The organism is Qipengyuania marincola, assembly GCF_029688625.1.
In the GTDB taxonomy this organism is placed as follows: domain Bacteria; phylum Pseudomonadota; class Alphaproteobacteria; order Sphingomonadales; family Sphingomonadaceae; genus Qipengyuania.
The window spans coordinates 1,018,509-1,040,360 of sequence record NZ_JARULC010000001.1; the positions used below are offsets into that span (position 1 = coordinate 1,018,509).

Here is a 21,852-nt window from a genome sequence, read left to right on the forward strand (position 1 = left end):
GCAATGCCGTTTTCTTTGGTAAGTTATGACGCCGCGCGCGCTCAGCCCCCCTACCACTCTTGGGAGTAAACCTATGATCTTCACCCGTTTCGCTCGCACGAATTGTGCGACTTCAACCCTCGCGTTGGCGCTCGCACTTGCGACCGGCACGGCCGTCGCCGCTACCGCAATCGAAGCACCTGCCTTCGCGCAGAAGAAGCCGAAATATTCGAAGGGTTTCGTGGCAGCCTATGGCCCGCTTCAGGAAGCTCTTGGCGCTGAGACGCCCGATCAGGCTGCGGTCAAGGCCGCGATTCCTGGTGTCGTTGCCGCGATCGAGAACGAAGACGACCGTTACGCCGCCGGTGGCGCGATCGTAAACGCTGGTCAGAAGTTCAACGACAATGCGCTGGCGCGTCAGGGCCTCGAACTCATGCTGGCAAGCGGCAAGGTCGCGCCTGAACAGGTCGGCCCTTACAACTTCATGATCGGTCAGGTCGCCTACAATGCGCAGGATTACGCTGCATCGCGTGCCGCGCTCGAAGCGGCAATGGCGGCCGGCTACACCGATAACAATCCGGAAGCGATCATCGCGGAGACCTATTTCGCGGAAGACAGGGACGCGGAAGGTCTTGCATATCTTTCGAGTGCTCTCGAGGCGCGCAAGGCAGCCGGTCGCACGATCGAAGAAGACTGGATCAAGCGCGGACTCGCCGTCGCCTATCGCGCCAACATGAAAGATGAGGCCGTCAAGTTCGCAAACATGTATGTGACGGAATTCCCGAGCGAAACCAGCTGGCGCGATGCGATCGCCATCCTTCTCAACACGGGTGGATACGACAAGCCCGCCACGCTCGACCTGCTCCGTCTCGGCCGCCGTGCCGGCACGCTCAACGATGCTCGCCTGTACGGCGAGTATGTCGAGGCCGCCGATTATCGCCGCCTGCCGGCAGAAGTCGTAGCCGTGATCGACGAGGGCCAGTCCAAGGGCTTCCTATCCGATAGCGATGCCTATCTCGTCGACACGCGCAAGCAGGCTGCCGATCGCGTAGCTGCCGACCGTGCGGACATGGACAGCTTGCTCGCCGATGCCCGCAAGTCGGGTGCGACACTTGCAACTGTCATGGCGGCAGGCGATGCCATGCTCAGCATGGGTCGTCCCGCAGATGCCGAAGAATTCTATACCAAGGCATCGACGATGGCCGGAGCGGACACGCCGATGACGCTGACCCGCCTCGGTATCGCCCAGTACGACCAGGGGAAGTATGCCGAAGCACGTGCGACCTTCAACAGGGTCGAAGGTGCTCGCCAGGCGATTGCAAATCTCTGGGGCGTATATTCGGGTCAGCAGGGCGGCTGATCCTTCACCGACACGATAGAAAAGGGCGCGAATTCCGCTGGGGTTCGCGCCCTTTTTTGCCTGCCCCTAGGTCCTCTCGATCAGCGGAGGCGCTTGACCCACATCGTGTTGTCGCGGCGCTCGATCTTGAACTGCTCGATCGCCTCGAACAGGTCCGAAAGCCGTTTGAAACCGTAGTTGCGCACATCGAAGCTGGATCGGTTGCCGGCGATCTGACCGACTTCGCCCATCTGCGCAAAGCCTTCGTCATCGCGATGCGCCGCCTTCCATGCCGTGCCGAGCAATTCCACCAGTTCCTCGTCGATACCGGCCTTGCCTTTGGCGCAATTGGATTTGGGCGCATCCGGCTCGTCCGATGCGCCTTTGATGAGAGCGTCTATGTCGATGAACCGCGTGCATGCGCTCTTGAAAGCGGCCGGCGTTTTCTTGTTGCTGCCGAAGCCGTAAACGACCAGCCCGTCCTGCCTCAAGCGCGTGACGAGCGGCGTGAAGTCGCTGTCGGAGCTCATGATGCCGAAACCATCGACTTTGCCTTGGTACAAGAGGTCGATCGCGTCGATGGTCATCGCCATGTCGGTGGCATTCTTGCCGGCGGTCAGGTCGAACTGCTGCTGCGGGCGAATGCCGTATTTGTGGGTAATCTTGTCCCAGTTGGCGAGATTGTTCTTCGCGAAATTGCCATAGGCCCGCTTGATATTGACCTGGCCCAGCTCCGCCATGACGGTCAGGACCGGGTCGATCCCCTTCGGCGTAGTATTGTCCGCGTCGATCAGCAGGGCGATGTTCTTCAGGTCTGTTTCAGGCATGCGCAGCAGATGGCGCGCATGCAGAGTGAACTCAAGCGCTTATTCGGCCGGAAGGAATTCCCCGGTGTCGTCGTCGCGGACGTAGAGCACCCCTTCCGAAATCGCGAAAAAGGCGCCGCGCAGCTTTAGTTCGCCGCTAGCCTCCTTCTCGCGTACGCACGGAAAGGTGCGGAGATTAGCCATGCTTACGCCTACCGCGGCCATTTCCATCGCCCGTTCGGCCTCGCGGCTTTGTGTTCCGAGCCGCTCGGCAATCGGGTTGCGTGCTTCATCGAGCAGGTGGATCCAGTTGGCAATGAACCCGCCTTCGCCAGGTGCATTGCCATGCAGATCCTGCGTCAGGGCTGCCTTGCACCCACCGCACATGCCATGGCCCATCACCACGATCTGGCGCACCTGCAGAAATTGAACCGCAAATTCGAGCGCGGCCGATACGCCGTGTAGACCGGGAGTCGTCTCAAACGGCGGGACCAGCGCCGCCACGTTGCGGACGACGAAAATTTCGCCGGGATCGACGTCGAATATCTGCGCCGGATCCACCCTGCTGTCGGAGCAGCCGATGATCATCAGCTTGGGGCTTTGTCCTTCGGCGACCAGCCGATCATACCGCTCCCTCTGGTGCGGATATCCATCCTTGCGAAACCGCCGATAGCCTTCGAGAAGATGCGCGAATTCCGGCATGGCTAGAAACGCTCCCCGCGTATCACTTGAACGTCCCACATGCTGAGCAGCAAGCCGTGCGAGGTGAGGATCGGCGCAATATCCTGCGCCAGCTTCATCGCCTTGTCTTCCGGCGCGATGGTCAAGACCAGCACCTTGTCTGTCCCCATGACCCGCTCTTCGCGCCAATGACCGTCGCGCCCCTTGCCCGATTGGACGGGAGTGATGGTCCAGCCAGTGATCTCTGCCCGGTCGATCGCCTGCGTTACTCGCCGAACGAGGGCTGCGTCGGCGAGAATTTCGATGCGCTTTCGCGTGACAGTCTCGATCATGTCAGCCGCCTCCCATTCCGGCGATCATCGACGCAAACGCACTGATCAGGCCGATGTTGATGAGGACGTTGAAAGGAAAAGTGATGCTAAGCGACATGGTAAGGTAGATGCCTGGATCAGCTTCCGGCAAGGCGAGGCGCATAGCCGCAGGTACCGCGATGTAGCTAGCGCTGGCGCATAAGACGCCGAGCGCCGCCGAAGAGCCGACATCGAGGCCGACCATGGTGCCGAGCACAGTCCCGATCACACCATTTACGAGCGGCAGGACGATCGCGATGGTCGCCAGCCGCCAGGTGACCGCGCGCGAGTCCATGATGCGGCGCGCAGCGATCAGACCCATGTCGAGCAGGAAAAGGCACAATACGCCCTTGAATCCCGCTTCGAAGAACGGGCTGACATCGGCGAATCCATCTGCCCCGCCAACCAGCCCGATGGCAAAGGCCCCCAGCAAGAGGACGACCGAGGAGTTGAAGAACACCTCGTGCAGCATCTCTCGCATGCTCTGCCCTTCATCGCTACCGAAACCGCGCGCCAGCAGGAGGCCTGCGAGGATCGCCGGGCTTTCCATGGTGGCCATGACCGCCACCATGTAGCCGCCCGAAGGCTTGCCCTGAAATTCCAGGATTTCGACTGCCGTCACGAAGGTCACGACGCTGATCGAGCCGTAGTGCGCGGCCACAGCTCCGGCATTGATGCGATCGAGCCGCCCGAAGCCCCGGATCAACCAGAAAGCGAAGATGGGCAGAATGAAACCGGCCGCGATACCGGCGCCGAGCGCTGCGGCGACGGTCAGGTCGAAGCCCGACTCGGAAACGGCTACGCCCCCCTTCAGGCCGATTGCGGCCATCAGATAGAGCGACATGCCCTTTGCAATCGCTTCGGGAATGGCGAGATCGGATCGGGCGAATGCCGCGAGAATGCCCAGCACGAAGAACAACACGACCGGTGACGTGAAGGTCTGTAGCGCGGCGGCATCCATGGGAGAGGCGACTAGCCCCGGCCAAGTGGCTGCGCAAGAGGCCACAAATAGCTATGCGGCTTGCCCGCGCGGGGGAGGGGGCCTAGATGAGCCGCGACATGAACGACCTTTCTTCCCCGCCCAAGCCCGAAGGCGAACGCCCGAAAATGCAACGCAAGCCCGACTGGATCCGGGTCAAGGCGCCTGTGAGCCAAGGCTATCACGAAACGCGCAAGCTGATGCGCGAGCTGAATTTGCACACGGTGTGCGAAGAAGCAGCCTGTCCGAATATCGGGGAGTGCTGGACCAAGAAGCACGCCACCGTGATGATTCTCGGCGATACTTGCACGCGCGCCTGCCGTTTCTGCAACATCAAAACCGGTATGCCGATGCCGGTGGATCCGCTGGAACCGGAACATACTGCTGCCGCGGCCGCTGCGATGGGCCTCGAACATATCGTCATTACCAGCGTCGATCGCGACGATCTCGCCGACCGCGGGGCCGGCCAGTTCGTGAAGGTAATCAACGCCTTGCGGCGCGAAACGCCCAACACCACGATCGAAATTCTCACACCCGACTTCAAAGGCAGAATGAAGCAATCGATCGCGGAAATCTGCGAAGCCGGGCCCGACGTATTCAACCACAACCTCGAAACCGTGCCGCGGCTCTATCCCACCATTCGTCCGGGTGCGCGCTACTATGCATCGCTGCGGTTGCTCGAAGAGGTAAAGGTGCACAACCCGCTGATCTTTACCAAGTCGGGCATTATGCTCGGCCTCGGGGAGGGGCGGCTCGAAGTCCATCAAGTGATGGACGACATGCGCAGCGCGGATATCGATTTCATCACCATGGGCCAGTATCTTCAGCCGACGCCCAAGCACGCCAGTGTCGAGGAATTCGTAACGCCGAAGCAGTTTGCCGCCTATGGCGCGATCGCGCGGGCGAAGGGCTTCCTGCAGGTCGCTTCGAGCCCTCTGACCCGTTCCAGCTATCACGCGGGCGATGATTTTGCGCAAATGCGGGCGGCCCGCGAAGCCAAGCTTGCAAAACTGGGCGCCTGATGCCTGGCATAAGAGAAACGCGTTTCCTACCATACACTTGCGAGCAGATGTTCGATCTGGTCGCAGATGTAGGTCGCTATGGTGAATTCCTGCCGTGGGTCGTTGCTACGCGCGTAAGATCAGATAGCGAAACCGAGATGGTGGCCGACATGCTGGTCGGCTTTAAGGCAATCCGCGAGAAATTCACGTCGCGCGTAGAGAAGAAGCGGCCTGAGCGGATCGAGGTCTTCTATGTCGACGGACCGCTCAAGGATTTGGATAATCTCTGGGTTTTCACCCCAGCGCCCGGCGGGTGCGAGGTGAATTTCTGCGTCGATTTCCAGTTCCGCAACGCCATGTTCGAACGCTTGGCAGGCCAGTATTTCGACCGCGCCTTCCGCAAGATGGTCGGCGCTTTCGAGACGCGCGCAGACGAGCTCTACGGCAACAGCAATTCGAGCGCGCAGACCGTCGCCTGACGACGGATGTCTGCACGCGAGGTCGGATCGAATTTTTTCAGTTCTCCGTCGGGCTCGCCCTCCTCGCCCCTGACGACGCGGGCGAAGACGACCGTTCCTACCGGCTTGAGCGCGGTTCCACCGTCGGGTCCGGCAACCCCGCTGATGGCGACTGCGACATCGGCAGTGCTGTTCTGCAATGCGCCTTTGGCCATGGCCCATACACAGGCGATCGAGACCGCTCCGAAGGTCTCGATGATATCGAACGGTACGCCGAGACTCTCCATTTTGGCCTCGTTGGAATAGGTCACGAAGCCGCGATCGAGCACGGCTGACGAGCCGGGAATTTCGGTCAGGGCCGCCGCGACCAGTCCGCCAGTGCAGCTTTCCGCGAGCACGACCGTGCGACCGCTTGCACGGTTTTCCTCGACCACGCGCCGGGCGAGATCGTCGATATCCTCGGGCAGGAGAGCGCCGTGCTCCATTTCGCCTCCGTCAGTTGCGGATCACAGTGGCAATCGCCTGCGCGGCAATGCCTTCGCCGCGGCCGGTGAAACCCAGCCGCTCGGTGGTGGTCGCCTTCACCGATATGCGATCGATGTCAACGCCGAGCAATTCTGCGATACGATTGCGCATGGCGGGCCGGTGCGGGCCGATCTTGGGCGCTTCGCAGATGATCGTGAGGTCGATATTGCCGACATTGTAGCCAGCTTCGGAAACCAGTCTTGCCGCGTGGGCGAGGAAGCGATCGCTGCTTGCGCCCTTCCACTGCGGGTCGGTGGGCGGAAAGTGCGTGCCGATATCGCCGTTGCCGATTGCGCCCAGCAGCGCGTCGACGATCGCATGTAGCGCAACGTCAGCATCGCTATGGCCTGCCAGTCCCTTGTCGTGCTCGATCCTTACGCCGCCGAGCCATAGTTCTTCTCCGGCGGCGAGCTTATGCACGTCAAAGCCCATCCCCGTTCGTATGGCTGGCTGCTCGCTCACGAAATCCTCCGCATAGGTCAGTTTGGCGAGTCGCTCGTCGCCGGGGACGAGCGCGACGGTGCCGCCTGCCGCGCGCAAAACCTGCGCGTCATCACCGGCAACCGGGGCACCGGTCCAAGCGCGGTGCGCGGCGAGAATATCGTCAAAGCGAAAGGCTTGCGGCGTCTGGACCCGACGGAGCTGTTCGCGCGGCGCGGTTCCGACCATCACGCCTTCTTCGTCCAGAGCTAGGCTGTCGGAGACGGGAAGGACCGGGATGGCACCCGGGTGGTCGTCAAGGGCGTCGAGCACTTTTTCGATAATGGTGCGGGGCAGGTTGGGGCGGGCTGCATCATGGATAAGCACGCGATCTCCACTCCCGATCGCTTCCAGGCCTTTCGCAACGGACAGCTGACGAGTTTCGTCTCCCATGACCGCCTCGTATCCGGAGAGGCCCGTGAGAGCTTCTCGCAAGGCATCTTCGCCGTTCTCCGGTATCACCACAACCAGAGGGTTTGCTCCGGAAGCAAGCAGCGTCTCGACCGAATGGCGGACGACCGGCTTGCCTCTCCAATGCGCGAATTGCTTCGGCAGCGGCTGTCCCGCGCGCAGGCCTTTGCCCGCTGCGACCACGATTGCGGCGAATGGGGGGAGGGCGGACGCTTCGCTCATACCTGCGCCCGCTAGCCGCTTGCCGTTTGTGCTGCAACGCACTATGTGGCTGCCCAATATTTAGGCACACATCAGAATGAGCGCACATCCCCTCCCTCCGGTCCCGCCGAAGCCTATCCAGGTTGGCTCCGTCGCAATCGACACGCCTGTCGTGCTCGCGCCGATGACCGGGGTGACGGACTTGCCGTTTCGCAGGCTCGTGCGCCGCTATGGCTCCGGCCTCAACGTGACTGAGATGATCGCCAGCGAGGCTGCGATCCGCGAGACCCGCATCAGCATCCAGAAGGCCGAATGGGATCCGATCGAGGAACCGGTATCGATGCAGCTGGTCGGCTGCGATCCTTACAGCATGGCGGAGGCTGCCAAGCTGCAAGAAGGCAATGGCGCCGCTATCATCGACATCAATTTCGGCTGTCCTGTGCGCAAGGTTGTCGGTCAGCTGGCAGGGTCGGCTTTGATGCGCGAAGTCGAATTGGCAACGCGGCTCATGAAGGCGACGGTCGAGGCTGTCGATGTGCCCGTCACCGTGAAAATGCGGATGGGGTGGGACCACTCCGATCTCAATGCGCCGGAACTTGCCAGGATCGCGGAAGATCTCGGTGTCAAGATGATCACCGTTCACGGGCGGACGCGCAACCAGATGTACAAGGGTAGCGCCGATTGGGCTTTCGTCCGCAAGGTGAAGGACGCGGTAAACATCCCGGTGATCGTGAACGGCGACATCTGCGGTATAGAGGACGCGGCGAAGGCGCTCGAGCAATCGGGTGCGGACGGGCTGATGATCGGCCGGGGCGCTTACGGCAAGCCTTGGCTGCTGGCGCAGGTCATGCATTGGTGGCGTACCGGAGAAAAACTCGCCGATCCCGATATGGACGAACAATTCAGGGTGGTGACCGACCACTATCGCATGATGCTCGAACATTATTCGCCGGCGACGGGTGTGAAGATCGCACGCAAGCACCTTGGCTGGTACACCAAAGGCCTTCGTGGCTCGGCCGAATTCCGTAATCATGTCAACTTCGTCGACGATCCTGCGCAAGTGCTCGGCGAACTGGAGAGGTTCTACGAACCCTTCCGACGGCGTCAGGCAGCGTGACGCAGCCAGCTGTCGTACCGGATCCCACCGCGCAAATTGCGGGTCTGATCTTCGCGGTCTTACTGGTCAATCACGACGGAAGGATTGTCGAAGCCAATGCTGCTGCGGAGGACATGCTCGACTGCAGTGCGCGTCGTCTCATCGGCCGACGACTCGTCGATGTCGTTGAAATTGGCGATGAGCGGGTGCGTGAAAATCTGGAGGCAACCGAGGTGCAGATGATTGCACGCGGCGTCTCCCTGGCGACGCGGCAGCGGGACCGGCGGGTTAATCTGACGAGCTCGCCTCTGCACAGCCATCCGGGGTGGCGCGTGGTGACTTTCTCCGATGTCGGTCAAGGCGACTCGCGCGGCGATGACAATGATCGGTACGAGTTGCGCGCGCCAGCTGTGCTCGCGCACGAGATAAAGAATCCGCTTTCGGCAATTCGCGGCGCTAGCCAGCTCCTCGCCAGGAGGGTCGACGAGCGAGACAAGCCGCTCGCGCGCATGATCTCCGCCGAGGTCGACCGCATCGCTGCGTTGATAGATCGCATGCAGCAGCTGGGGAGCAAGCCTGTCGCTGTGGTCGGCAGCTGCAACCTGCACGAGGCAATCAGGAATGCCATGGCGACCGTGCGCGCCGGCCGGGACGAAGGATGCGAAATGGCAGAGGAATTCGATCCTTCCTTACCGCCTGTCGCAGCCGATCAGGGGGCGCTGGAACAGGTGCTGATCAACCTTCTTTCCAACGCCTGCGATGCCAACGCGACTTCGCCGGAGGCGCGCGTAACGGTCCAGACCCGCTTCGTGAGCGGATTGGTATTCAGCTCGATCCGCTTCGGTAAGACGACACGTCTGCCAATCGAGATAACCGTAACCGACCAAGGTCCCGGAATTGATGAAACGATCCGCGATCACGTGTTCGAGCCCTTCGTTTCTAGCAAGCCGCAAGGGCAGGGCCTGGGCCTTGCCCTCGTGCGCAAGCTCATCCGCGATATGGGCGGCAGCATCACTCACGAGCGTGACGAGCGGGCAGGGCTGACGCATTTCCGAATCAATCTGCCGGTTGCCGGATAAGAGTGCCGAATGGGTAACGAAGTTTTGCTTGTGGAAGACGATCTCTCGATCGCAACGGTGATTACCGAGGCTTTGCGCGAGGAAGGATGCGACGTCACGGCGTGCAAGAGCCTTGCGCGGCGCGACGCTCTGCTTTCCCAGCGGCGGTTCGACGTCATGCTGACTGACGTCATGCTTGCGGATGGCGATGGGCTGGCGTCAATCGATACCGTGCGCGATCTCGCGCCCGACATGCCGATAATCGTACTTTCGGCGCAGAACACCCTCGATACGGCCGTCAGGGCGAGCGACAGTCAGGCGTTTGAGTATTTTCCGAAACCATTTGATCTGGACGAATTGACGCACGCAGTGCGTCAGGCACTGGCGAACCGGCCGACCGCTAACGAAGCAGCCGACCCTGACGAGGGAGCGCTTCCTCTCATCGGTCGTAGTCCCGCAATGCAGGGCGTGTTCCGCATGATCACACGCGTTCTGCGCAATGACTTGACCGTATTGGTCACAGGTGAAAGCGGGACCGGCAAGGAGCTCGTCGCCGAGGCGATCCATCAGCTCGGTGCCCGCAAAACCGGGCCCTTCGTCGCGGTCAACATGGCCGCGATCCCCCATGACCTGCTTGAGAGCGAATTGTTCGGGCACGAGCGCGGGGCCTTCACCGGCGCTGTGAGCCAGCAGATTGGCAAGTTTGAACAGGCCAACGGCGGCACTTTGTTTCTCGATGAGATCGGAGACATGCCTGCAGACGCGCAGACACGTCTCCTGCGGGCGCTGCAATCGGGCCGGATCAGGCGCGTCGGCGGGCGGCAGGAAATAAAGGTCGACGTGCGGATTATCGCTGCGACGAACCGCAACCTCACGCCGATGATCGAAGAGGGTCGCTTTCGCGAGGATCTTTTCTACCGACTCAATGTGGTGCCGATCCATTTGCCGGCATTGCGCGAAAGGCGCGAGGATATCGGTGCCCTGATCCGGCATTTTCTTGGCCAGGCGACTGCGGAAGGCCTGCCGCGACGGCGGATTCTGGATGAGGCAGTTCAGATCCTGCAGGCGCAGAAATGGCCCGGCAATGTCCGCGAGCTTCGCAATGTCGTGTTCCGCCTCGCCTTGCTCGCTCGAGACGAGATCATTGATGTAGCAACTGTAGAGGATGCGATACCGCCCGCCCAGGATAGGGCGGGCTCCGGACAAGGCGACAGTTTCGAAAGAGCTCTGAAGGCATGGCTGAACGAGCAAGGGTCGGTCCACGGAACGCTGTATCACGCATCGCTCGCGGCGTTCGAAAAACCGCTGTTCGAGCATGCGTTGCGCGAAACGGATGGCAATCAACTGCGTGCCGCGCAGCTCTTGGGCATCAATCGCAACACCTTGCGCAAGCGCCTTGGCGAGATGGACATCCATCCAGAGGATTACACAAAGCGCCGTTGAAGGGCGGTTTGTCGAATTTGTACTTGCAGTATTGCAACAGCGCTGTTGTAGGTCGGCAACTATGGCGAGTGTCGCTACAGACCAGTCAGGCTCGACCCCCCGGTGGTGGCGCAAGCTCGTCGTAGCGGCGCGGCGGGCGAACCTGATCGCCTATGTCGAAATCTTTTTCGCCGTGGCGTTTCTCGTGATGGTCGGCAGCACCTGGGCGACCTTCACCTCCGCACCACCCAATGGGCAACTGCTCCCGAGCCGCCAGGTTGCAGGCCTCCTCATCGGCACGCTGATCCCCGCGATGGCCCTGCTCGTGCTCGCCGGGCGGCGGCTCGCTCTTCGCAGGGCGGCAGGCAGCACCGCGCGCCTGCATGTCCGACTTGTGTTCTTCTTCTCATTGATAGCGGCAGTCCCCACGCTGCTTGTGGCGGGTTTCGCGGCGTTTCTCTTCCAGTCCGGTGTCGACTTCTGGTTCTCCGACAATTCACGCGGCTTAATGGAGAATGCGAACCGCCTGGCCGTAAGCTACTACGAAGAAAACCAGCTCGACCTTTCGAACGAAACCATCACAATGGCGATGGACATGCGGGCCATTCTCGAGCGTGTCGAGGTGACGGACCCCAACTTTGCGCTGGTCTATCAGTTCCAGGCGCAACCGCGCGATGTGATCGAGAGCGCCATTCTCCAGGCATTGCCCGATGGGTCGATGCGCACCGCAGTCGCCTACGGCCTGTCGGAAGAGAGCGATCCGGTGCCTTTTGCTGAAGATTCGCTGGCGGGTCTCGGGCAAGGGCAGCAAGTGATCGTGCGCGGCACGCCGGAGCGTATCGAAGCTGTCGCGCCGATCGACCGCGATGCCGGAATCTACCTGTACACCGCCCGCAACGCTGAAGCCGCCAGCTTTCGGAGCTGGGAAAATGCCCGATCCATTTCGACAGCCTACGAAGAGCTGACGCGGCGCGCCCGTGCTCTCCAGCTTCGATTCAACCTCGCGTTGTTTTTCGTGAGCCTTGCGCTGGTGGGATTGGCCGTATGGTTCGCTCTGCGCTTTGCAGATCGGCAAGTGGAGCCTCTGACTGACCTCGTCGCAGCTGCACGTCAGGTCGGCGGCGGCAATTTCGCGCTCAGGGTCGAAGGGCGTACCGGGGCGGACGAAATCGGCCTGCTCAACCGCGCTTTCAACCGGATGACCGCACAGCTGGAGCGGCAAACGGATGCGCTGCTCGCTGCCAATGATGAGTTGGAGGAACGGCGCAACTTTATCGAAGCCGTGCTGGAATCGGTCAGCGCTGGCGTGATTTCGGTCGATCGCGACCTCAGCGTCTTGCTCATGAATGCACCTGCCCAGGCCATGTTGATGGATTCGGCGGAAGATCATCCGGAGCCGGCTTCGCTGCGCCAGCTAGCTCCGCAGATTGCGGCAATGGTGGAGGCAGGCCTCGCTCAGGGGGTCATTAGCCATTCGCGAAGGGGGGAACTGTTGACCCTGGCGGTCAAGATTGGCGCGGAGACGGAAGGCCATGTCATTACCTTCGAGGATATCACGCGCCAATTGCTGGACCAGCGGCAAGCCGCTTGGTCGGACGTCGCCCGACGTATCGCGCATGAAATCAAGAATCCGCTGACCCCGATCCAGCTCGCGACCGAGCGCCTCAAACGTCGCTATCGCAAGCAAATCGAACAGGATGGAGAGCTGTTCGACGAGCTGACAAGCACGATAATCCGGCAGGTCGGCGACCTGCGAAAGATGGTCGACGAATTTTCAAGTTTCGCACGCCTGCCCAAACCGGTCTTCCGCCCAGAGGACGCGCTTGATCTGGTGCGTCAGGCGCTGTTCCTCCAGGAAGTCGGCCATCAGGACGTCAACTATGTTCTCGTCACCGAAAGCGATGGTCCGATCCGTATCCAGTGCGACCGGCATCAGTTCGGGCAGGCGATAACCAATATATTAAAGAACGCCTATGAGGCGATCGAGGCGAAGGCACAGGGTGCCGAGCCCGATTTTCGCGGCAAGATCGTTGTCAGCGTAACGGTCGAAGACCATTCGCTCTGCATCGAGATCGAGGACAATGGCATCGGTCTGCCGAAGGATCGCGAGCGGTTGCTGGAGCCCTACGTGACTACGCGCGAGAAAGGCACCGGCCTTGGCCTCGCGATCGTCAACAAGATCGTCGAGGAGCATGGGGGCGAAATGACCTTCTCGTCGCTGGAGGAGGGGGGGACGCGTGTCGTCATGCGGTTTGCGCGCGACCCGCTCACCGACCAGGGGGAGGGAGGATGATGAATTTTGGCAAAAGGTAACTATCCATGGCGCTAGACATACTCATCGTCGACGACGAGCGCGACATCCGCGATCTGGTCGCGGGCGTGCTGAGCGACGAAGGCTATGACTGCCGCACGGCCGGGGACAGCGGTACTGCGTTGAGCCAGGTCGACGAGCGTCGGCCGAGCCTGGTTTTGCTTGACGTCTGGCTGCACGGCAGCCCGATGGATGGGCTTGAGGTTCTGGACGAAATCAAGAAGCGCGAACCCAACCTCCCGGTCATTGTCTTCTCCGGCCATGGAAATATCGACACGGCCGTCAGCGCCGTCAGCCGCGGTGCGGTCGATTTCATCGAAAAGCCATTCGAGGCCGAACGGCTTCTGCACCTAGTTGGGCGGGCCACCGAAACCGAACGCCTGCGCCGGGAAAATTCGCGGCTTCGCGAAGGGATGGTGCAGCATGGAGAATTCACCGGCAATTCGGCAGCTATCAACGCCGTGCGCGCAACGCTCAAGCGCGTTGCCAATACCGGCAGCCGGGTCCTGATCAGCGGACCGGCGGGCACGGGCAAGGAGGTGGCCGCCCGCCTGCTGCATAGCTGGAGCCCCCGCGCAGACAAAGCCTTCGTGACCGTCAATTCCGCCCGGATCACGCCCGAGCGGTTCGAGGAAGAGCTGTTTGGAGAGGAAGCCGATGGCAAGCTCGTGCGCCCGGGACTGCTGGAGACAGCGGATGGCGGCACCCTCTATCTGGACGAGGTGGCTGATATGCCGCTGTCGACCCAGGCCCGAATCCTGCGCGTGCTCACCGAACAGAGTTTCGTGCGGGTCGGGGGTAGCCGCCAGATAGGTGTGGACGTGCGCGTGGTGTCTTCGACGGCGCGCAATCTCGAACAGGAGATGGAGGAAAAACGCTTTCGAGAAGATCTCTTCTATCGCCTCAATGTGGTTCCGGTAGAGGTGCCGTCTCTGTCGGAAAGACGCGATGATATCCCTGCGCTAGCAGAGACATTCTTCACGCACTACGCGGCGGAACAGGGCGTCCGCCCGCCGACCATCAGCGAAGAGGCTCTCGCCGCACTGCAGGCTTACGACTGGCCCGGGAACGTTCGGCAATTGCGCAATGTCGTCGAACGCACGATCATCCTGACCCCACGCGAGCAGCTGGAGCAGATCGAGGCGGAAATGCTGCCGGAAGAAGTGCTCGGCGCGAAGCTGGGCGGCAACGGGGGTGTTGCCGCGCTGATGGGTTCGCCGCTGCGCGAAGCGCGGGAGAACTTCGAACGCGAATATCTAGCGATCCAGATACGCCGTTTCTCCGGCAATATCTCCAAAACGGCCAACTTCATCGGCATGGAACGGTCGGCCCTTCACCGTAAGCTGAAGCTGCTTGGCATGGCGGAGAAGAAGGGTTCCTCCTCACGCGATTGATGGCCGTTCCATGGCAATTTGGTCTTTGATCAAAACGGATTATTGCGGAATCGGTTGGCAATAGCCACAATGGTATTGTGTGCTGGATTGCGCGCAGACTCGGGTGTGGTGGGCACCTAGATCGCGAGCCTTTGTTGGCTAGCCAAAAACGGAGAGACAGATATGTCCGAGCGTACCTTGTCGGCGCGACCGCGCCCCGAGAAGCCGTCGCCGCGCGAGGGCGGAGGTGGGCGCAAGGGGAACCTCCAGGACGCATTCCTGAATTTGCTGCGCAAGAACAAGACCCCGGTGACCATGTTTCTGGTCAAGGGTGTCAAACTGCAGGGCATCGTCACCTGGTTCGACAATTTCTCGATACTTTTGCGCAGGGACGGCCAGTCCCAGTTGGTCTACAAGCATGCTATCAGCACGATCATGCCAGCCCAGCCCGTAGACGCCGCGCAGTTTGCCAGCCAGAATTCCGGCGCCAAACAGCGTCTGCTGCAAGATGTATTCCTGACCCGAGTACGAGAGGCCGAGGCGCAGGTGACGATGTTTCTTGTCAACGGCGTGATGCTCCAAGGCAAGATCGCGGCCTATGACTTGTTTTGCATGCTGCTCGAGCGCGACGGCTATGTTCAACTGGCTTACAAGCATGCGGTCTCGACCATCCAGCCAGCCACCCCGGTCGATCTGACCGAGGAATGGGACGAGGACGAGAGCTGAGCTTCGATGATGATTTGATGGGTGAGGTCTCGCGCGGTGCGCGGGCCCTTGTCGTGTGTCCGGACATCCGCGGTCAGGCCTATGACCTCGACGCCAACTCACGCTTGGCCGAAGCAGAGGGGCTGGCACTGGCGATCGGCATTGTCATTGCAGACAGTTTCATCCTGCCCGTGCGCCAAGTCCGACCGAATCTGCTGTTCGGGGCAGGGCAGGTGGATAATATCCGCATCGCCTGCGAACAGCATGAGGCAGAACTGGTGGTGGTGGACGGCGCGCTTAGCCCGATCCAGCAGCGCAACCTTGAGGAAAAGCTTGAACGGAAGGTCATCGACCGGACCGGGTTGATCCTCGAAATTTTCGGCGAGCGTGCCGCGACGGCCGAAGGACGACTTCAGGTCGAATTGGCCCATCTCGATTACCAGCAAAGCCGCCTCGTGCGCAGCTGGACGCACCTTGAGCGGCAGCGCGGTGGTTTCGGTTTCCTCGGCGGTCCCGGTGAAACGCAGATCGAAGCCGACCGCCGGATGATACGCCAACGGATGGCGAGATTGCGCAAGGAACTCGATCAGGTTCGAAAGACCCGTGGTTTGCACCGCGAGCGCCGTGAGCGTGCGCCGTGGCCGGTCGTAGCTCTCGTCGGCTATACCAACGCCGGAAAATCCACGCTTTTCAACCGTCTGACAGGCGCGGAGGTCATGGCAGAAGATCTGCTATTCGCGACGCTCGATCCAACCATGCGGGCAATCAGCCTTCCCGGGGTGGAAAAGGCTATCCTGTCAGATACGGTCGGCTTCATTTCGGACCTGCCGACCCAGCTTGTCGCTGCGTTCCGCGCGACTCTCGAAGAGGTTACGGCTGCCGACATCATCTGCCATGTGCGCGATCTGTCCAACCCGTCGAGCGATGCGCAAAAAAAGCAAGTACTGCAGGTGCTGTCCGACCTCGGCGTGGTCGATGCCGAGGGAGAAGGGGAGATCCCAATCATCGAGGTATGGAACAAGATCGATCTGTTGGAGATCGAGCAGCGTGATGAGTTGCTCAAGGCAGCTGCCCTCGACGAGGATGTCGTGGCGCTGTCGGCAATAAGCGGGGAGGGCGTTGAGGCGTTTCTGGCGCGGGTGGACGCCTTGCTCACGGCCGATGCGCGGCGCTACCAGCTGTTGATCGACAGCGGAGACGGGAAACGCAAAGCCTGGCTTCACCAGCACGGCCATGTCGTGTCGGAGGACGAGATTATCGAAAGCGGCAAGACGAGAATGGTCGTCAAGCTGTCGGAGAAGGATTACGGAAGATTTCTGACGCTTTAATCCGGCGCCGCTATAGCGTGTTCTTCTGACTTCACCCGCTGCCAATAGGTTTCCTGCTCCTCGAGCGAAAGACCGGCGAAGTTCTGACCATCGGCAGCAGCAAGGTCTTCCATCGCATTGAAACGGCGTTCGAATTTAGAATTGGCTGCGCGCAACGCCTGCTCCGGATCCACGCCAAATCGTCGAACGATGTTGACCATGACGAAGAGAACATCGCCTGCCTCAAGAAGCCGTTCTTCTTGGGTCGACGCACTCTCCAATTCCTGGAGCTCTTCCCGCAGTTTTTCTATCGGACCCTCGACATCGGGCCATTCGAAGCCCACGCGCGCTGCGCGCTTTTGCAGCTTGTGTGAACGCAGCAAGGCGGGAAGCGCACGCGCGACGCCATCCATTGTGCGCAATGCGCCATTTGCTTCGCGCTCCGCCGCTTTCAGATCTTCCCAGCGGCCATCGTCCATCGTGCCGGTTTCGCTTCCAAAGATATGGGGATGGCGTGCTTCCATCTTGTCGGCGATATCGCGGACTACATCCTCGAACCGGAAATCGCCGCGTTCCTCCGCCATGCGAGCGTGAAAGACGACCTGGAAGAGCAGGTCGCCAAGTTCGCCACGAAGATCAACCATGTCACGTCGCTCGATCGCGTCTGCGACTTCATAGGCTTCCTCGATCGTATAAGGTGCTATGGTTTCGAACGTTTGCGCCGTGTCCCATTCACAACCATGCTCGGGATCGCGCAGGCGAGCCATGATCGATAGAAGTCTGTCCAGGTTCTCGCTCATCGGGCAGGCTTAGCGAGCGACATTGGACAGCGAAAGAGGGCTGTGACGCTAGTCACACGCTACGGCTCTGTGTTAAACCAATTTCGAAAAGAGACAATTTAGCGCATTTTCGAAAGGAGACTCCCCTTGCGGGGAGTTGGGGCGGGCCGCAACCCCTCCACCTAGTGGAGGGCCGCACCAACTCATGGCACAGCCTCCGTAGTTCGAAACTAGGACCCGCTGCGAAAGCAGCGGGCTCGCTCAATCGCGAATGATGTCACGTACTTACAGAAACTAAGTCCCGAAACACCAACACAGCATCGAACTGGATTTGGGGATCGGCTGTACGGCGCCTCCTGAAGATACCAGAGTTGGTCCACTGAACCCCCTCTGCATGCAGGGAGGGATAACCAGAATTGGGGTGGTTAGCCGACTTTGTGGCACCTAAGCCGCAGAGTGTGAGGTTCGTGGGAGGCGGCGAGTGCGCTCTGAGCGTCGTTCCCGCGCAGCCGTGAGCTTTTCGATCTGTCCACCAAGTTGCTTGTCACGCCAACGTTTATCCAACCTGCCATCTTCCATGAACAATGAGAGAATGCTGGCCGGGTCGGTCTGAGCGTAGCCATCTATCAGCCGACCGTTTTTATCGGCTCGAAGGAACTGTGCCAGCTCCGTTAGAATGGATGTCACTCCCCGCTGATACCCACGCGGATTGTCGACCTGCTCGGATTCCTCCAGCGTTTCAATTAGGAACTCTCGAAGAATGATAATCGAAGCCTCTAGCTGGGAGAGAGAGTGTTCTCCCTTACGACCAACTTCAATTACGTTTCCGGCCCTGCTGCGAAACACATGCCAAGGATTCATAACCAACGCCGTGACGCTTCTCGGCTGATCGGTATCCTTGACCTCGACCAAAGCCTCGCTGGGGCTCTTCTTGACCTGCTTAACGTCCACACCGGCTAGATAGGACATGTAGTCTATCGTAACCTCATGACCCTGAATGGTGGCTTCAATGACCGCCATCTCCGGCGTATGCTCGCCAGGGCCGGGATATCGTATTTCTCCACCAACGATCGCGTTTAACCGCTCTGCAGAAGAGGGCGGACCGTAAAAGTCGATATCTTTGGAGGTGAATGGGTCGAAGCGGCGGAGCTCGTCCGTTCTGTGAAGATAATAGGTGCCCCAGAAATTGAGCGCTTGTCCACCGATGAGAATGGTATTGCCGTCCTCTGCGACGGCAGTGACCAGTTCACTCACGATTTCAGGCGGTAGGTGTCGAGCGCTCAACTGCGACCAAATCGTTTGACGATCTGGATTTTCCCGATGATGGGAGAAGAGAAAAGACCGTTGGATAGGGCGAGTTCTCTACGCGAGACGGCACCACTCGCTAGCGCAGCGGCATCAGCATCGCGCTGGCGCTGTTTCTTGGCCTGATGCTCGGCCGGATCGAAATAGAGCTTTTGTTCCATCGAGCTTTTCCTTCTCACGGATATAGAGCTCGATAGGTTTAGCGTCAATTAACCTGACGCAGGTCACTGTTTTATATGCTGATTTATAGCGGGATACGTCTCTTGTTCCTGTTGCAGCGTAAAACCAATCGAAATGTTCGCTGTCGGGTCGGGAGCGGCGTGGCAGCTTCTAGAAAAATCTAGCCGGAAGCAAGCAGCACAGCAGCTGGTCTGACGTTCATAGTTTAGTGCGACCCGACTGACATCCGATGATTGAATGATTGACCATCCGTTCCATTAGGAAAGCCTGTGCCGCACTATTCAATCAGCTCAAATTCTAGCCGCCCGGAAGGTCCCATGACGGACATTTCACCGCTCAGGTTGACGCAGATCTCTACAGTGCGAATACCCATTCTCGGAACCCGTCTAATGACGTATTGCTCGCCGCGGAAACTGAAAGAAAGCTCTCTAGTAACTCGTCGTCGATGTCGCTCGGTGAAAGCGAGTTCAATCTCATGGACAACAGGTGCGGGGCGATGATGGTTTTCCGATGATTGAGGGGAACGCCCGAAAGTTCGGTTGAATCTTTTGATGTAAAGCTGCGCGAAGCGATTTGCTTCCTCAATCGAGGAAATTCCTCGCAGCCGCATGGCTTTCACCAAACGATCCTGAAGGGTTCTATTCATTCTCTCGACGCGCCCCTTTGATTGAGGAGACATCGCCACGGAGTGGATAATGCCAAGTTGGTCCATTGCTCTAGTGAAATCGGTTTTGGAAGAGCCGGACCATACACCAGTGTGGCGATCGGTGAGGACACGAATAGGCCGTCCGTGAGCACGGACATATTGGTCCATCACCTGGAAATAGGCTCTGCGGTTCTCCACGGGAGTGAATTTCAACACCTGAATTTGGCTGGTGCTGTCATCAACCGCTACCATCAGATTACAGGTTGGTCCTCGCCCCTCAAACCAATCATGGTAAGATCCGTCCAGTTGGATCAAATCGCCATAGGCCGTCATGCGCTTGCGAGGCTGGCTACTAACCCTCTCGTTAGCGATCGGCCGCCTCAGTAACCTGTGAGAAGCGTTTGAACCCAGCCATGTGGACTTGGCTGGTGACGCCATATCGCAAGGCGATAGAACCGGCATGAGTTTCGATACAACCAAGACCAATCTCAAGGATCTCCTCGGCGAGGTCCACTCTGGGAAGCTTCAGTTGCCAGATTTTCAGCGGGACTATGTCTGGGACGAAGACGGCGTTTGCAGCCTTCTGGCCAGCATAGCCAAAGGCTTTCCGGTTGGAGCCCTGTTGACGCTGGAACGGGGTGGAAGCGTCGAGTTTAAGCCGCGCGGACTTCGTGGAACGCCCTTCGAGAACAAGCCGGAGGAGGAATGCCCTTCGCCCGAAATGCTGTTGCTTGACGGGCAACAGCGCATGACCTCGCTCTATCAGTCCGTGTTCTCGGAGAAGCCGGCCGAAGTCCGGACCGCGAAGGGCAAAAAGGTCCGAAGGTTCTTCTACCTAGACATCGAGAAAGCGATGCAAGGCGGCGCCGAATTCGAAGAAGCCATCATCACGATACCCGATGATCGCATCATGAAGGGGGCATTCGGCAAGGCCGAAGGGGTCGATGTTTCGACGAGCGAGCTCGAATACGCGAACCTGATGTTCCCTTTGAATCAGGCACTGAATCCGACCCAGTGGATCTTTGATTGCGTCGCATATTGGAAGGGACGCGACCAGGACCGAATGCAGGAACTCTTCGCGTTCCAGAAGGACATCCTCGAGCGCATACAGTCCTACGCCATGCCCGTGATCCGGCTCGACAAGTCGAACAGCCGCGAAGCAGTATGCACCGTATTCGAAAAGGTGAACGTTGGCGGCAAGAAGCTCGACGCGTTCGAACTCGTCACCGCGATCTATGCCGCCGACCGTTTCAACCTCCGCGAAGACTGGTTCGGTGATCCAAAAGCGGGCACCAAGGGCCGCCTCGAACTCATGCGTGGCGATACCCCGTCCAAGGGGCTTTTTCAGGACATCGCCAATACCGATTTCCTGCAGGCTTGCACCGTCCTTTATACCATGGACGAACAGGAGAAGGCGATCACGGAAGGGAAGACCGGCAAGGCCATTCCCGCCATCTCCTGCCGCCGCGAGATCATGCTCGGCTTGCCTCTCGAAGCCTATCGCACGCATGCCGACGGCGTCCAGGCTGGCTTTGTCGAAGCGGCCAAATTCCTCAATGGCGAGAAGATCGTATGGGGTCGCGATCTGCCATATCCGCCGCAGATGGTGGCCCTTGCCGCCTTCTTCGCGCGCTATGGCAGCAAGCTGTCGGCCCCCCAGCAGGAAAAGCTGCGTAACTGGTATTGGTCTGGCGTGCTTGGCGAATACTATGGCAGCGCCACCGAAACCAAGATCGCACGTGACGTTCCGCAGCTCATCCGCTGGATGGAGGACGGTGAAGAGCCCCGCACTGTCTGGGATACTTACTTTCAGATAGACCGCCTCGACAGCCTGCGGATGCGTCTCTCCGCGGCCTACAAGGGCCTACATGCCTTGCTGATGCGCGAGGGATGCCGGGATTTTATCAGCGGCAAGCCGGTCGACCTGATGACGGTCAATTCCGATCCGCTCGATATCCACCACATCTTCCCACGCAAATGGTGCGACGATCGTGGGATCGACCCCAATCTCTATAACAGCATCGTCAATAAGACCGCGCTCTCCGCCGGCAGTAACCGGGAGATTGGTGGAAGCGCGCCATCGGCGTATCTGACTCGCATCGAGCAGAAATACAGGTTCGAACCCGACCAGCTCGACGCGATCCTTCGCACACACCTGATCGACCCTGATGCATTGCGCGCGAACGACTTCGAGAACTTCTACAAGGCCCGCAAAGAAGCTCTCGCGAAACTGGCGCAGTCCGCACAGGGCAAGGCAGTCGTCACCGATAGTGATGAGGAGGCGGGCCTGCCCGACCCTGAAATGCGCGAAGCGGAAACGCTGGAGAACATGATCGAGGAAGACGTGTCGACGAATCAGTTGACGGGAGCTGTCGCGTGATTTTTCATCGCAACGTTCATCGCAACGTTCATCGCAACGTTCATCGCAACGTTCATCGCAACGTTCATCGCAACGTTCAT

21 protein-coding genes are annotated in these 21,852 nt (G+C 59.8%); 11 read left to right on the forward strand and 10 right to left on the reverse strand.

Going from position 1 to position 21,852, the window contains the following annotated elements:
• Nucleotides 1-73 precede the first annotated feature (73 nt).
• Nucleotides 74-1,339, forward strand: a complete 1,266-nt coding sequence (locus P8Q88_RS05050) for a tetratricopeptide repeat protein (protein ID WP_278322724.1) — start codon at nucleotides 74-76, stop codon at nucleotides 1,337-1,339.
• Nucleotides 1,340-1,419: 80 nt separating this feature from the next.
• Here P8Q88_RS05050 and P8Q88_RS05055 read toward each other — a convergent pair whose 3' ends face one another.
• The 4 genes from P8Q88_RS05055 to P8Q88_RS05070 are packed head-to-tail and all read right to left on the reverse strand — an operon-like array spanning nucleotide 1,420 to nucleotide 4,116.
• Complete coding sequence (locus P8Q88_RS05055) at nucleotides 1,420-2,145, reverse strand: NYN domain-containing protein (protein WP_278322725.1); 726 nt, start codon at nucleotides 2,143-2,145, stop codon at nucleotides 1,420-1,422.
• Between the two features lie 39 nt (nucleotides 2,146-2,184).
• Nucleotides 2,185-2,826, reverse strand: coding sequence for a carbonic anhydrase (locus tag P8Q88_RS05060; protein WP_278322726.1), 642 nt, complete (start codon nucleotides 2,824-2,826; stop codon nucleotides 2,185-2,187).
• Nucleotides 2,827-2,828: 2 nt separating this feature from the next.
• A complete protein-coding gene (locus P8Q88_RS05065; RefSeq protein ID WP_278322727.1) occupies nucleotides 2,829-3,137 on the reverse strand; it encodes a P-II family nitrogen regulator in 309 nt (102 codons plus the stop codon).
• Nucleotide 3,138: 1 nt separating this feature from the next.
• Entirely contained in the window at nucleotides 3,139-4,116 is a 978-nt protein-coding gene (locus P8Q88_RS05070) for a sodium-dependent bicarbonate transport family permease (protein ID WP_278322728.1), read from the reverse strand.
• Nucleotides 4,117-4,214: 98 nt separating this feature from the next.
• Between P8Q88_RS05070 and lipA the strand changes: the two genes are divergently transcribed.
• Entirely contained in the window at nucleotides 4,215-5,156 is a 942-nt protein-coding gene (gene lipA / locus P8Q88_RS05075; RefSeq protein WP_278322777.1) for a lipoyl synthase, read from the forward strand.
• Nucleotides 5,156-5,614, forward strand: a complete 459-nt coding sequence (locus tag P8Q88_RS05080; RefSeq protein WP_278322729.1) for a type II toxin-antitoxin system RatA family toxin — start codon at nucleotides 5,156-5,158, stop codon at nucleotides 5,612-5,614. Before lipA ends, P8Q88_RS05080 begins: the two co-directional genes overlap by 1 nt.
• On the opposite strand, the gene P8Q88_RS05085 is transcribed toward P8Q88_RS05080, so the two are convergent.
• Together P8Q88_RS05085 and P8Q88_RS05090 are read right to left on the reverse strand one after the other, a co-directional pair.
• Nucleotides 5,575-6,078 carry a CinA family protein gene (locus P8Q88_RS05085; protein ID WP_278322730.1) on the reverse strand — a complete coding sequence of 168 codons (504 nt, stop codon included), beginning with the start codon at nucleotides 6,076-6,078 and terminating at the stop codon, nucleotides 5,575-5,577. The genes P8Q88_RS05080 and P8Q88_RS05085 overlap by 40 nt on opposite strands.
• A gap of 10 nt (nucleotides 6,079-6,088) precedes the next feature.
• A complete protein-coding gene (locus P8Q88_RS05090) occupies nucleotides 6,089-7,231 on the reverse strand; it encodes a bifunctional 2-C-methyl-D-erythritol 4-phosphate cytidylyltransferase/2-C-methyl-D-erythritol 2,4-cyclodiphosphate synthase (protein WP_278322731.1) in 1,143 nt (380 codons plus the stop codon).
• Nucleotides 7,232-7,307: 76 nt separating this feature from the next.
• Here P8Q88_RS05090 and dusB point away from each other — a divergent pair, with 76 nt between their 5' ends.
• The 7 genes from dusB to hflX all read left to right on the forward strand — a co-directional run bounded on the left by dusB (nucleotide 7,308) and on the right by hflX (nucleotide 16,503).
• Nucleotides 7,308-8,327: a tRNA dihydrouridine synthase DusB gene (gene dusB, locus P8Q88_RS05095; protein ID WP_278322732.1), complete on the forward strand. Its 1,020-nt coding sequence runs from the start codon at nucleotides 7,308-7,310 to the stop codon at nucleotides 8,325-8,327.
• Nucleotides 8,324-9,385, forward strand: a complete 1,062-nt coding sequence (locus P8Q88_RS05100; protein ID WP_278322733.1) for a two-component system sensor histidine kinase NtrB — start codon at nucleotides 8,324-8,326, stop codon at nucleotides 9,383-9,385. The genes dusB and P8Q88_RS05100 overlap by 4 nt, the downstream gene beginning before the upstream one ends.
• A 9-nt stretch (nucleotides 9,386-9,394) precedes the next feature.
• Complete coding sequence (gene ntrC, locus P8Q88_RS05105; protein ID WP_278322734.1) at nucleotides 9,395-10,807, forward strand: nitrogen regulation protein NR(I); 1,413 nt, start codon at nucleotides 9,395-9,397, stop codon at nucleotides 10,805-10,807.
• A 61-nt stretch (nucleotides 10,808-10,868) separates the two neighbouring features.
• Nucleotides 10,869-13,079 (forward strand): sensor histidine kinase, encoded by a 2,211-nt coding sequence (locus tag P8Q88_RS05110; RefSeq protein ID WP_278322735.1) that lies wholly within the window; start codon nucleotides 10,869-10,871, stop codon nucleotides 13,077-13,079.
• A 26-nt stretch (nucleotides 13,080-13,105) separates the two neighbouring features.
• Nucleotides 13,106-14,491 (forward strand): nitrogen assimilation response regulator NtrX, encoded by a 1,386-nt coding sequence (gene ntrX, locus P8Q88_RS05115; protein ID WP_278322736.1) that lies wholly within the window; start codon nucleotides 13,106-13,108, stop codon nucleotides 14,489-14,491.
• A 162-nt stretch (nucleotides 14,492-14,653) separates the two neighbouring features.
• Entirely contained in the window at nucleotides 14,654-15,196 is a 543-nt protein-coding gene (gene hfq / locus P8Q88_RS05120; protein ID WP_278322737.1) for an RNA chaperone Hfq, read from the forward strand.
• A 17-nt stretch (nucleotides 15,197-15,213) separates the two neighbouring features.
• A complete protein-coding gene (gene hflX, locus P8Q88_RS05125) occupies nucleotides 15,214-16,503 on the forward strand; it encodes a GTPase HflX (RefSeq protein WP_278322738.1) in 1,290 nt (429 codons plus the stop codon).
• On the opposite strand, the gene mazG is transcribed toward hflX, so the two are convergent.
• The 4 genes from mazG to P8Q88_RS05145 form a co-directional block, all read right to left on the reverse strand.
• Nucleotides 16,500-17,282 carry a nucleoside triphosphate pyrophosphohydrolase gene (gene mazG / locus P8Q88_RS05130; protein WP_278322739.1) on the reverse strand — a complete coding sequence of 261 codons (783 nt, stop codon included), beginning with the start codon at nucleotides 17,280-17,282 and terminating at the stop codon, nucleotides 16,500-16,502. The genes hflX and mazG overlap by 4 nt on opposite strands.
• A 423-nt stretch (nucleotides 17,283-17,705) precedes the next feature.
• Nucleotides 17,706-18,515, reverse strand: coding sequence for a hypothetical protein (locus tag P8Q88_RS05135; protein WP_278322740.1), 810 nt, complete (start codon nucleotides 18,513-18,515; stop codon nucleotides 17,706-17,708).
• Nucleotides 18,516-18,541: 26 nt separating this feature from the next.
• The gene (locus P8Q88_RS05140) at nucleotides 18,542-18,727 is read right to left on the reverse strand and encodes a hypothetical protein (RefSeq protein WP_278322741.1); all 186 of its coding nucleotides are present in this window, start codon (nucleotides 18,725-18,727) and stop codon (nucleotides 18,542-18,544) included.
• A 296-nt stretch (nucleotides 18,728-19,023) separates the two neighbouring features.
• Nucleotides 19,024-19,854 carry an ISNCY family transposase gene (locus P8Q88_RS05145; RefSeq protein WP_347569008.1) on the reverse strand — a complete coding sequence of 277 codons (831 nt, stop codon included), beginning with the start codon at nucleotides 19,852-19,854 and terminating at the stop codon, nucleotides 19,024-19,026.
• On the opposite strand from P8Q88_RS05145, the gene P8Q88_RS05150 reads away from it, so the two are divergent.
• Nucleotides 19,853-21,772, forward strand: a complete 1,920-nt coding sequence (locus P8Q88_RS05150) for a DUF262 domain-containing protein (protein ID WP_278322742.1) — start codon at nucleotides 19,853-19,855, stop codon at nucleotides 21,770-21,772. The genes P8Q88_RS05145 and P8Q88_RS05150 overlap by 2 nt on opposite strands.
• Nucleotides 21,773-21,852: the final 80 nt, after the last annotated feature.

Coding starts and splice junctions, on each gene's coding strand:
- P8Q88_RS05050 (WP_278322724.1), top strand. CDS start 74: ATGATCTTCACCCGTTTCGCTCGCACGAATTGTGCGACTTCAACCCTC.
- P8Q88_RS05055 (WP_278322725.1), bottom strand. CDS start 2,145: ATGCCTGAAACAGACCTGAAGAACATCGCCCTGCTGATCGACGCGGAC.
- P8Q88_RS05060 (WP_278322726.1), bottom strand. CDS start 2,826: ATGCCGGAATTCGCGCATCTTCTCGAAGGCTATCGGCGGTTTCGCAAG.
- P8Q88_RS05065 (WP_278322727.1), bottom strand. CDS start 3,137: ATGATCGAGACTGTCACGCGAAAGCGCATCGAAATTCTCGCCGACGCA.
- P8Q88_RS05070 (WP_278322728.1), bottom strand. CDS start 4,116: ATGGATGCCGCCGCGCTACAGACCTTCACGTCACCGGTCGTGTTGTTC.
- lipA (WP_278322777.1), top strand. CDS start 4,215: ATGAACGACCTTTCTTCCCCGCCCAAGCCCGAAGGCGAACGCCCGAAA.
- P8Q88_RS05080 (WP_278322729.1), top strand. CDS start 5,156: ATGCCTGGCATAAGAGAAACGCGTTTCCTACCATACACTTGCGAGCAG.
- P8Q88_RS05085 (WP_278322730.1), bottom strand. CDS start 6,078: ATGGAGCACGGCGCTCTCCTGCCCGAGGATATCGACGATCTCGCCCGG.
- P8Q88_RS05090 (WP_278322731.1), bottom strand. CDS start 7,231: ATGAGCGAAGCGTCCGCCCTCCCCCCATTCGCCGCAATCGTGGTCGCA.
- dusB (WP_278322732.1), top strand. CDS start 7,308: ATGAGCGCACATCCCCTCCCTCCGGTCCCGCCGAAGCCTATCCAGGTT.
- ntrC (WP_278322734.1), top strand. CDS start 9,395: ATGGGTAACGAAGTTTTGCTTGTGGAAGACGATCTCTCGATCGCAACG.
- P8Q88_RS05110 (WP_278322735.1), top strand. CDS start 10,869: ATGGCGAGTGTCGCTACAGACCAGTCAGGCTCGACCCCCCGGTGGTGG.
- ntrX (WP_278322736.1), top strand. CDS start 13,106: ATGGCGCTAGACATACTCATCGTCGACGACGAGCGCGACATCCGCGAT.
- hfq (WP_278322737.1), top strand. CDS start 14,654: ATGTCCGAGCGTACCTTGTCGGCGCGACCGCGCCCCGAGAAGCCGTCG.
- hflX (WP_278322738.1), top strand. CDS start 15,214: ATGGGTGAGGTCTCGCGCGGTGCGCGGGCCCTTGTCGTGTGTCCGGAC.
- mazG (WP_278322739.1), bottom strand. CDS start 17,282: ATGAGCGAGAACCTGGACAGACTTCTATCGATCATGGCTCGCCTGCGC.
- P8Q88_RS05140 (WP_278322741.1), bottom strand. CDS start 18,727: ATGGAACAAAAGCTCTATTTCGATCCGGCCGAGCATCAGGCCAAGAAA.
- P8Q88_RS05150 (WP_278322742.1), top strand. CDS start 19,853: ATGAGTTTCGATACAACCAAGACCAATCTCAAGGATCTCCTCGGCGAG.
- P8Q88_RS05145 (WP_347569008.1), bottom strand. CDS start 19,854: ATGCCGGTTCTATCGCCTTGCGATATGGCGTCACCAGCCAAGTCCACA.